This is a genomic window from Anaerobacillus sp. MEB173 (assembly GCF_052119505.1).
In the GTDB taxonomy this organism is placed as follows: Bacteria; Bacillota; Bacilli; order Bacillales; family JBJMAU01; genus JBJMAU01.
In genome coordinates, this window is the sequence record NZ_JBJMAU010000014.1 from 63543 (window position 1) to 74422 (window position 10880).

Genomic DNA, 10880 nt, shown 5'->3' on the forward strand with positions numbered 1-10880 from the left:
TTTAAACTTTAACTGTAGTAATATACAACGATCCATTAGATAAATCAAGGGGGAATTAGTTTAGAATTTAGAGTGTAGAGTTTATAGTTATTTTTGAGAAGTACGAAGTAGGGGAAAACAAACTTCAATGAATAAGCTTAATCAACTCTAAACTCTACATTCCACACTCTAAACTCCAAAAGAAAATCCTACTCGTGATGAGTAGGATTTTCCTTTTGAAATATTATTCCGTTGATACTGACGGATCTGCTTGTAATTTGCTTGGGATAACTTGCAGGAAGTTTCCTTCTAAGTCTTCTAGAAGTGAAGCTATTAAGGCAGCTTCTTCATCTTGACCGTATTCTTTAAGTCGGTCATGGTATAGGCCTAGTAATTCATTAAGGTCATTGACACCTTGTTCTGAAAGAGGTTCAATGGTTACTTTTGCCCCTTTAGCAATACGTGCTTCTAATGCTTCTTTTGTTAAGCCAACTTCTGGTTGATGACGTAAATAGACAACTCCACCAGTCATACCTGCACACATCCATGGTCCAGGATCGCCTAAAACAACCCCACGGCCATTTGTCATATATTCGAAAGCAAAACCTTTAATGTTAGAATAAACACCGATGTTTGCTCTTGAGTTAGATTTAAGAGGTTTTGTTACTCGACCCCCGATAATGATGTCAGCACCGGATAGACGAATACCTGCTCTTGCATCAGCGTTTCCTTGAATCATAAATACGCCTTGTTGAGCACCATAGGCTAATCCTTTACCAACAGAACCATTATAGAATTTCCCATCGCGGCCTTTAGCTTTAAAGATCATCATCTTTCCGCCAAATGAAGTTTTACCGATTCCGTCTTGAGCACCACCGTCAACATGAATATCGATTCCGCTACTGTTGTATGCTCCAAGACCGTTTCCAGGGATTGACCCTTCACGGAAGCTAAGTTTAATATCTGGAAGTTTACGATATGATCCATCAAGTTTTCCGCGTACACGGTGACAAGATACCCGGCTTCCTAATATTCTCTGCTCAGCAGTTACACCAACAAATTCACGCGATTTTAATAGTTCACTTACATTATTATCAAGATACTCAGCTCCAACTGCTGCTGGTAATGATTCATCTTCAACAGCGGCTGCTACTTGAAGTTGTGAAACTTCCTGAGCTGGTAATGTCTCAATTAACTTTGAAAGGTCAATCTGTTCCTTACCGCGGGCCTGAACAAGTAAATCAGAACGACCAACAAGATCCTGTGTATTTTCAAAGCCTAATGAAGCCGTCAATGCTTTCAGTTCTTCACCAAATGCAGTAAATAATCTAGTTAGATTTTGTACTGCAGTCTCGGATTCACGTGGTACGAAGCGGCGTAAGCCATGCTCTTTCGCTTGTTCTACTGATTCGATTTGTGTAGCAATACCTACATGACAAGTGTCTAAGTGACAGCCACGACAAGTCGTACAACCGACAGCAATCATTGATAATGTTCCAAAACCTACACGGTTTGCACCAAGTAACATAACTTTAACAACATCTAAGGCACTCTTGATACCGCCGTCTGCCCAAAGCTCTACTTTGTGACGCAGACCGCATTCTACTAAAGCATTGTGAGCTGCTTTTACCCCAATTTCAACTGGTAAGCCAACATGCTGTAGGGCATGAACACGAGCAGCACCTGTACCACCATCAAAGCCACTTAGAGTAATGTAGTCAGCTCCTGCTTTGGCAATACCAACAGCAATTGTACCTATATTTGGAACGATCGGAACTTTTACAGCTACTTTTGCTTTATCATTAGCCGTTTTAATTTCGGCGATAATTTGCGCTAAGTCTTCAATCGAATAAATATCATGGTTGTTTGATGGTGAAATTAAGTCTGATCCTTTTGTTGCGTTACGAGCAGCTGCAACTTTATCAGTTACTTTAGATCCTGGTAAGTGTCCACCTTCACCTGGTTTTGCACCTTGACCAATTTTTATTTCAAGAAGGTTTGAAGAGTTTAACAGCTCGACATTTACCCCAAAACGTCCGGAAGCAATTTGCTGTCCACGCGTGTTCGGATATTTTCCGAGCATATCTTTAATTTCTCCACCTTCACCGTTTAAGCTGATCATGTTTAAGCGTTCAGCTGCTTCAGCATAGGCACGGAAGGCAACTTCATTTTGCGATCCAAAACTCATTGAACTAATGATAAATGGTAAACTGTGATTTTTAATGCCTACATTTACTTTTCCAGCTTCAATGCTTGATTGAATCTCTTTTAAGTCAGCTAAATGTCGGATTGAGATTGGATTTTTCTCTTCTTGCTCTATTAGTTTGTCACGGTAATCCGCATAAGATATTGTTCCTGCTGCAACTTCGCCAATCGCTTTCCAAATACGAGGGAAGAAGTGGAATGTTTTACCTGGACGTGCTTTGTCGTTATTAAATTCTTCCACACGAGCTTGACTATCTTCTTTCATTTCTTTGAAGTTAAATCCTAAATCTTTTGAACCTAGGAAGTTAACAATATTTAAAATATCAGAGACTTCTGTATTTAAACCAATAGCTGAGAATAAACGTCCATATCCACGAAGTTCATGAATACCTAATGTTGATATGACTTTCTCTAAGCCTTTATTTACAGATTCAAATAACTTTGCGGCAGGTGATTCTGAACTATCAATTACCGTTGCAAACATGATATGAGGATTAATAATATCAGCACCTAAACCAAACACTACCGCAATATCATGAAGGGATCGAATAGCACCAGAACGTAAGGCTAGTGAACAGTGACGACGTTTCCCGTTTTCTTTTAATCCTTGATCAATGGCCGAAACTACAAGGTGTGGATCAATCCATAGATGATTTTCTGTATGTGCTTTTTCATCATCAAGGACGAGTAATGTTGCTCCTTGCTCGACAGCTGCAACTGCTTCACTCGTTAAACGCTGTAATGCTTGCTCAATTGTTTCTTCATTACTAAACGTTGTTGATAAATAATGAAGTTCATTACGTTGTTTGAACGTTGCCAGAACTTGTTCGTAAGATGGTTGCCCAAGCTCTTTCGCTAATGATTTTCCAGCCGCACCTTCAATAAGGATCGGTGATGGAAGTTCAATATTTGTATGAACATCTTCTTTTTCATAGAGAGAAGGACGCTTTCCAAGGACAACTCTCGTTGAGAAATGTTCCATTTCACGATCACGGTCAATCGCTGGGTTTGTTACAACAGCAACGCTTTCTTTAATAAAGTCAGCAATGTTTTTTCTTCCTTCATGTAACGGAGCCAGTGGTGCATCATGACCTAAAGAACGAATTGGTTCTGCGCCTTTTTCAGCCATTTGTTCAATCATTTGGATATGCTCACGATCCCAACCGAACGCAGCATAATGTCCATTTGTTACCTTTGGTTGTAATGAAATAGTAGTTGGTATATCGAGAACAGGTGTATTTAAACGATAGCGACTATTGCTTAAATTCACGCGATTTTTCATTCGATTATAAACTTCTTCTTGGAAGTCATCATGGAAAAGAACAGCCATTGTACCATCTTCTTGCCATTTCAATCCAACTTTTTCACCTGGTGCAAGTGGTTTCGGTTCTGCAACAAATTCTGATGATGGAATGATTCCTTGCTCAGATGCAAAGTAATAAGATGTTTCAGTTTCGATCATCCATTGTGGGCGTAACCCTAATGCATCTACACTGAAAGCTGCTTCGTCACCATATCTAGAAATGATTCCTGCCGGCCCTTGAGCGAAATGTCCCCAACCTTCACGAATATACGTGTATAAATCCTGTAAATGTTCAGGTAACCCTTTGATTTCATTGATGATAGGAGGGAAGAGGACTTCAAGTGCCTCAAATAAACTGTAGTTATGATTTAATAACAAGGTTTCAATTGTTCTGTTTAAATCTTGTGAGTCACTTCCACCGTCAACAAGAGGAACTCCTAACATTTCAGCTTCATCACGTAATTTAGCAATTGTGTTGATCTCACCATTGTGACCGATAACACTAAACGGCTGTACACGGAAGAAGTTTGAAAGAGTATTAGTCGAGTAGCGGTTATGACCAAGTGTCATTGTTGATGCTACAAGTGGATTAGCCAAGTCATGATAATAACGTGGTAATACATCACCAGCACCCATTACTTTGTATACTGCATGGTAATTACTTAGTGAAGCCACATGGACATTCGTGTCTTTCTCAATTTCAATCGTAAGTTTAAATAAAGTTGAATTTAATTGTTTTTGCTCCTGTTCGGATTTGGCAACTAGTGCAACTTGCCAAAATACAGGTTCTTCTTGTCTACCCATTGGTCCTAATGCATCGGAAGACGTAACATTTTCACTAGCAAAAATTAATTCTAAGCCTTGCGCTTCAAATTGAGAAAGAATCTCTTTTTGAATCTTTACATAGTCGGCCTTTTTATTGATAAAAAGGTGACCTACGATAAAGTCAGGACGATCTACAAGGTCAGGATGTTGGCTAGTTTTAGTTAACTTTTCTTTCCATAAGGCTTTAGGAATATCAATATGAATACCTACACCATCACCTTCGTTGTTAATAAAACCAGCACGATGATTCATCTTGACTAGAGCATCTATGCAGTCATCGATGTTTTTCTTTGTTGGTTTACGATATTTTTCCATGACTGAGACTATTCCACAAGCGTCATGTTCAGCATTGCGAAAATTTTTAAATGTACTTGGACTCCAATTCTTTTTCATTTGCTGGTCAGTTTCCTGACCCTCACCTCCTGTTAATTATTTTAGTAGTTGGTTTCTTACCAACCACTAATCAAAACTTAACTGCTCTTGTACCCTTATCATACAGATTTAAATAGTCTGATTAAATAGGTAAGTATTAGTAGTTAACTTTTGATATCTTTCTTAGCCTAAAAAGAAACCAATACAGATTGGTTTCTAAGCAAACGTTATATGTTGTTGCTTTTTATTATGCTAAAATGTGTTTTTTCTCAACTTGGTAACAATTTGAAATTGTCAGTAATCTAAAATAACTATAACACATTGTAATTATAAAATCAATTATTTTTATTCAATAAACTGGATGACTTATTCAGTTAATAATTATTTCGAAATAGTGTCAGATTATGTGACAAACAGGATTTGGAAGCGTTTTCAGTGGTTTTTTTATAAAAAAGATGGAAAAACGAAAGCTTTTCCATCTTTAGATAATGCATATTTATGCATCGTTTAGCTTGGTAAATGCATGATCAACAGCTTGTAAAGTTTGGTCAATATCGCTTTCAGTATGAGAAATGGTTAAGAACCATGCTTCATATTTAGAAGGGGCAAGGTTAATTCCTTGGTTTAACATTAATTTGAAGAATTTCCCAAACAATTCACTGTCACTTTTCTCTGCTTGTTCATAGTTACTCACTTTTTCATTTGTGAAATAGACAGTTAGAGCGCCCTTAAGGCGATTGATTGTAATTGGCATGTCAGATTTTCTCGCAAATTCCCAAATGCCTGTTTCTAACTTTTCTCCTAGTTGATCCAACCTTTCATACAGACCATCTTGTTGCAGTACTTCTAAGCAAGCGATACCTGCGCTAATTGAAGCAGGATTTCCGGCCATTGTTCCTGCTTGGTATGCAGGTCCAAGTGGAGCGACTTGTTCCATAATGTCTTTCCGGCCGCCGTAAGCTCCGATAGGAAGACCGCCGCCGATGATTTTTCCTAAGGCGGTAATGTCCGGTTCAATATTTAAATAGTTTTGCGCTCCACCATACATAAAGCGAAATGCCGAGATAACTTCATCATAAATAACAAGTGCCCCTGCATTGTGGGTTAACTCATTTACTCTTTCAAGGAATCCTTCTTGTGGTTCAACAATCCCAAAATTTCCAACAATAGGTTCAACGAGAACGGCAGCTATTTCATCCCCCCATTTATTTATCGCTTCTTCGTAGGCGTTAATATCATTAAAAGGCACTGTAATTACTTCTTGCGCAATACTTTTTGGTACGCCGGCTGAATCAGGTGTCCCTAATGTCGAAGGACCTGAGCCAGCCGCAACAAGAACAAGATCAGAATGTCCATGATAGCACCCGGCAAACTTTATAATTTTGTCGCGTCCGGTATACGCTCTGGCGACTCGAATTGTCGTCATGACAGCTTCAGTTCCTGAATTCACAAAACGGATTTTTTCCATAGAAGGAATAGCATCTTTAATCATTTTTGCGAATTTGTTTTCTAAGGCTGTTGGAGTACCATAGAGAGTCCCGCTTTCGGCAGCTTGAATGATCGCTTTTGTAATATGTGGATGGGCGTGACCGGTGATAATTGGTCCGTATGCAGCTAAATAATCAATATATTGATTGCCGTCGACATCCCAGAAATATGCACCACTAGCTTTCTCCATAAAAACAGGTGCCCCGCCACCGACGGCTTTGTATGATCGTGAAGGGCTGTTTACCCCTCCAACAATGTGTTCCTGAGCTTCTTCATATAGTAACTGTGATTTCGTGAAATTCAAAACAATAAATCCTCCCTCATCTAACATTATCTAACTTATTGTAGCATCTTTAGGCTTATTTTCCTTTTCATCTGCTTTATTACTTTTATATAGGAAGTTATTGATAAATTGTTTTTTCTCGTTTAATTCTTTTTTAGGAATCACTTCATACCAAATTCCGTTCATTTTTTTTCCTTGTCCTTGAAACATTAGGGTATGAAGGTTATCGATTGAAAAGTCATAGTAATATTTTGTAAATAATAAGGTTTCCTTTAAATCTAATGTTGTATCGACGCTTTTGTTCATTGTATGAACGAGAGAGATCATTTCTGGTAATGGCCGCACTTGGAAAATTTCATTTGCAAGCTCGGTTAGGACTTGGTGTTGCCTTTGCATCCTTTGATAATCACTGTCATGTTTACCATCTATACTCTTGCGAAAGCGGACGAATTTTAGAACCTCATCTCCTGAAAGGTGTCTTTTGCCTTCTTTTAATGTAAATTCAGCGTTTTTCATTGTTTTATCAACATTAATTTCTAAACCGCCTAATAAATTGATTAGTTTTGTAAAACCGTCGTAATCAATCGTAATTGTATCCTCGATGGGAATACCTAACCATTTTCCGACAGTCTTCTTTGTAAGCTGTGGTCCCCCAAGCTGGAAAGCCGTATTGATTTTGTTATATCCGTGTCCAGGTATGTTGATATACGTATCACGAGGTATTGAAAGTAAAGCAATTTCTTTTGTTGATGGTGATGAAAGGACCAAAATGATGGTATCGGACCGCCCGTACTTTTCACCTTTAGTAATATAATCAACGCCAAAGAGTAAAAGAGCACGAGGTTCTGGTGGTTTTAAAAAGGATAAAACTCGTTTTTTCGGTTGCTGTTCGTTCTTAGTAACCGCGTCTTTTTTTAGCTCTTCATTATTTATTGAGAGGGGGGTTTGTCTATGTTCATTTTTAATAAAGTTTCTGGCTGGTTGCGATTCATTTGGGTAAAATGCTGAGATAGAGAACGTAACTAAAAAAACTAAACTTAGTAGGAAAATCATTTTTTTAATGGCGACCACCCCATTAAGTTGTTGTAAGTTTACTATGCTATAGTCTAACCTGTTTAAATAGACATTACTCACTTTAACTGAGGCTTAGGTATGCTTATAAAATCAAATAAATGAAGGGTGAATTCAGAATAGTTGTATCCTTTCGTATATTTGGCTACTCTATATGTATTATCAATACTTTGGAGGCGATTATTATGGCAGTAGAAATTGGACAAAAAGCACCTGACTTTACATGTGTAACAAACAATGGAGAAGAAGTTACTCTTTCTGAATTCAGTGGAAAAAATGTAGTGCTTTATTTTTACCCGAAGGATATGACACCAGGATGTACAACGCAAGCATGTGACTTTCGTGATCGTTATCAGAACTTTGCAGATGTAGATACTGTTATTTTGGGGGTTAGTCCTGATCCTGTTGAGAGGCACGTTAAATTTATAGAAAAACATGAATTGCCGTTCTTACTTTTAGCTGATGAAGACCATAAAGTTGCAGAGTTGTACGGAGTTTGGAAGTTAAAGAAAAATTTCGGTAAGGAATATATGGGAATAGAACGTTCTACGTTTATTATTGATAAAGAAGGAAACCTTGTGAAAGAATGGCGTAAAGTTCGAGTGAAAGATCATGTAGAGGAAGCATTAACTTATATTAAAGATAATTTATCTTAATTTCTTTTTATTATATACAGTCAAATGTCTATACGGATGAAATGATGATGCATATATAATAGTAAAGGGCAAACCTCCTCTTAATTGATTGACGGGAATATATTATTCCCGTCTTTTTTATTTGGATAGTTCACAAAAAGTTCACATTTCTTTATGAAAGTGTGAAGTAAGTCATATCGTCTGATTTTTTTAATGACTATTATAGAGTTAAGATTATTTAGTTGTATTGAATGTAACAACTCCAAATAAATGAGTAAGGAATTAATTGAATTATTAAAACGCTTTTTTGATAGTGTAATCTAATTAATAAAAAGTTCTTTTTGAAATACATTATTAATAATGTTGGTTTACTTGAGTTGTTACTATAATAAGGGGTGTTGTATACGTAGTTGAAAAAAATGTTGGAAATAGATAATGAATAGATAAATGTTACCTTATCTTCAAAAGTTTAATGTCTGGATGAATTTAATGAAAATTTAGATAATTACAACTAATAGATAAGGGCTGTTATTGACACATCTTGATTTGATCACGTATACTAATTATAAGAATTATAAAGTGATAATTTCTTTCGAAAGGGAGGTGCATGACTATGTCAGATCACCGTATACAAGAAGCGATTAATTCTTTGAAAAATACAGGAGTGCGCATGACGCCTCAACGACATGCGATTTTAGAGCACCTTTTCAGTGCGAGAACGCATCCTACTGCAGATGAGATTTACAAAGCATTGGAAGGGAAATTCCCGAATATGAGTGTTGCAACTGTCTATAATAATCTTCGTGTGTTTAAAGAGGTAGGGTTAGTGAAGGAATTAACATATGGAGATGCTTCAAGTCGTTTTGACAGTGACCCGAGTGATCATTATCATGTCATTTGTGATGATTGCGGAAAAATTGTTGATTTTTATTATCCTGGATTAGATGAGGTTGAAACATTGGCGGAGCATGTAACAGGCTTCAAGGTGAAAAATCACCGTATGGAAATCTATGGCTCATGTCGAGAGTGCGCCAAGAAAGAACAGCATTAATAGAAAAACAATATCATGTTTGAATAATAGCTGAGTCAAGAGGTATTCTGTAACTCTTGGCTCTTTGTTGTATAAAAAAAGGTTGTGTCACGTGAGACACAACCTTTTCTATGATGCAATTAACTTTTATTTTTGCTGCTATTATATTTTTCTTCGTAAATCTTCCCTTCGAGTGAAGGATCTAATGTTAATGATTCACGACAATGCATACAAGAATCACAACGACCTAGCATTTTTGTGTATTTTCCGCATGATGGGCATTGGACAGTAACGGCTCTTTTGGTCGTCATCATTCCAACCCAGAAAAAAATTACTGTGCTAAGTAAAATAAGGATAAAACCTAAAAGCATAAGAAGTGTCATTACAAGAGGTGATGCCTTGAAAAATATCCCTACATACATAATTAAAATTCCAAAGAATACAAGAAATAATGAAAAGGTACGTATTCTGTTGATTTTGTTTGAGTGCATGATTGTTCCCTCCTAAAAAGTAAGTATAACATAGTCATTAGTGTGAGAACATCCATTATGTAAGTCACAAAAACAATTTTAATAATTAAAAGGAAATAGTAGAGATGTGTCGAAAAAGTTTCATATAAGCAATTTTCGCATATACTTGGGAGGGTTTATTAATGGAGAGTATTCTACGAGAATTATATCAGGAAAGGGCGAGTGACCCTCATACATTAGGTGTGCTTTTAGTTGAAAAGAAAAGTTCACATCATATGATTACTGACGGCTTTGATGCAATTTTATTATTGATTGTTAATGAAGTTGAGGAATCTTGGTTTGTAAAACATTATGAGTACGCTTCTTTAACAATAGCGCTGCATGTTATTGATGAGGAACTGTTAAACAGATGGTTAATAACGGGAGAAAATCGTTTGGTTATAGATTGGGCTGTGAATGGAAAAATTATTTTTGATCGTAATGAATTCGTGTTGAATTTAAAAAAGAGGCTTGATGAGTTCCCGATAGAAGATAGAAAACAAAAAATAACCGTTGAGTTTGCTAAGCTTATTCGTAGATATTCTGAGGCAAAAGAGTTGTTTCATTCAGGAGACCACTTGGATGCATTCAATAATGTTATGCACGCATTACATCATTTAGCCCGACTTGGTGTTATAGAAAAAGGCTATTATCCAGAAGTGACTGTCTGGAAGCAAGTTAAGCAAATTGATCCTGAAATTTTTAAACTCTATAATGAATTAGTCACAGGTGACGAAGCGATGGACAAACGGCTGGAGTTGTTACTGTTGGCCAGTGAGTTCTCGATTGCATCAAAAACAAAAGTTGGGTGTATTTCTCTGTTAGAGTTGATGAACTCAAAAGATGAGGCATGGACTTATAAAGAATTAATGCAAGTATTTGATTTGAAGAATGCATCGGTCAATTTGAGTATATTGATTGAGCATTTAATACGAAAGGGATTTGTAGATGCGGTTAAGATCGAATCAAAATCAAAAGGGATCTTTCATCGTTTATACAAAACAAATGAGAAATATATTAATTTATAAAAGTTGTTGACTTTAAAGAGGAGCTGTGATAAATTATTACTTGTCGCTGTTCGAAGAGAATTCTTGAAAAAACATTCAAAAAAGTTCTTGACGGCATTTCGATAAGATGTTATATTATAAAAGTCGCTGTTGAGTGGCGGCTCAAAATTAAC

General features: G+C 36.7%; 7 protein-coding genes. 3 read left to right on the top strand and 4 right to left on the bottom strand.

Annotation, left to right across the window (positions count from 1 at the left end; translation table 11 throughout):
- Positions 1-223: 223 nt before the first annotated feature.
- The 3 genes from ACJ2A9_RS19005 to ACJ2A9_RS19015 all read right to left on the bottom strand — a co-directional run bounded on the left by ACJ2A9_RS19005 (position 224) and on the right by ACJ2A9_RS19015 (position 7508).
- A complete protein-coding gene (locus ACJ2A9_RS19005) occupies positions 224-4705 on the bottom strand; it encodes a glutamate synthase-related protein (protein WP_441423266.1) in 4482 nt (1493 codons plus the stop codon).
- 475 nt (positions 4706-5180) lie between these two features.
- Positions 5181-6476: a glutamate-1-semialdehyde 2,1-aminomutase gene (locus ACJ2A9_RS19010; protein ID WP_441423267.1), complete on the bottom strand. Its 1296-nt coding sequence runs from the start codon at positions 6474-6476 to the stop codon at positions 5181-5183.
- Positions 6477-6506: 30 nt separating this feature from the next.
- The gene (locus ACJ2A9_RS19015; RefSeq protein WP_441423268.1) at positions 6507-7508 is read right to left on the bottom strand and encodes an LCP family protein; all 1002 of its coding nucleotides are present in this window, start codon (positions 7506-7508) and stop codon (positions 6507-6509) included.
- 203 nt (positions 7509-7711) lie between these two features.
- On the opposite strand from ACJ2A9_RS19015, the gene bcp reads away from it, so the two are divergent.
- Entirely contained in the window at positions 7712-8182 is a 471-nt protein-coding gene (gene bcp / locus ACJ2A9_RS19020; protein ID WP_441423269.1) for a thioredoxin-dependent thiol peroxidase, read from the top strand.
- A 592-nt stretch (positions 8183-8774) separates the two neighbouring features.
- The gene (gene perR, locus ACJ2A9_RS19025) at positions 8775-9212 is read left to right on the top strand and encodes a peroxide-responsive transcriptional repressor PerR (RefSeq protein WP_441423270.1); all 438 of its coding nucleotides are present in this window, start codon (positions 8775-8777) and stop codon (positions 9210-9212) included.
- A 119-nt stretch (positions 9213-9331) separates the two neighbouring features.
- On the opposite strand, the gene ACJ2A9_RS19030 is transcribed toward perR, so the two are convergent.
- Positions 9332-9682 (bottom strand): DUF2614 family zinc ribbon-containing protein, encoded by a 351-nt coding sequence (locus tag ACJ2A9_RS19030; protein ID WP_441423271.1) that lies wholly within the window; start codon positions 9680-9682, stop codon positions 9332-9334.
- Between the two features lie 161 nt (positions 9683-9843).
- Between ACJ2A9_RS19030 and ACJ2A9_RS19035 the strand changes: the two genes are divergently transcribed.
- Positions 9844-10728 (top strand): nucleotidyltransferase-like protein, encoded by an 885-nt coding sequence (locus tag ACJ2A9_RS19035; RefSeq protein WP_441423272.1) that lies wholly within the window; start codon positions 9844-9846, stop codon positions 10726-10728.
- Positions 10729-10880: the final 152 nt, after the last annotated feature.

Bases quoted from the DNA above. Each gene is read 5' to 3' on its own strand.
- ACJ2A9_RS19035 (WP_441423272.1), top strand. From the start codon at position 9,844: ATGGAGAGTATTCTACGAGAATTATATCAGGAAAGGGCGAGTGACCCT.
- ACJ2A9_RS19030 (WP_441423271.1), bottom strand. From the start codon at position 9,682: ATGCACTCAAACAAAATCAACAGAATACGTACCTTTTCATTATTTCTT.
- ACJ2A9_RS19005 (WP_441423266.1), bottom strand. From the start codon at position 4,705: ATGAAAAAGAATTGGAGTCCAAGTACATTTAAAAATTTTCGCAATGCT.
- perR (WP_441423270.1), top strand. From the start codon at position 8,775: ATGTCAGATCACCGTATACAAGAAGCGATTAATTCTTTGAAAAATACA.
- bcp (WP_441423269.1), top strand. From the start codon at position 7,712: ATGGCAGTAGAAATTGGACAAAAAGCACCTGACTTTACATGTGTAACA.
- ACJ2A9_RS19015 (WP_441423268.1), bottom strand. From the start codon at position 7,508: ATGATTTTCCTACTAAGTTTAGTTTTTTTAGTTACGTTCTCTATCTCA.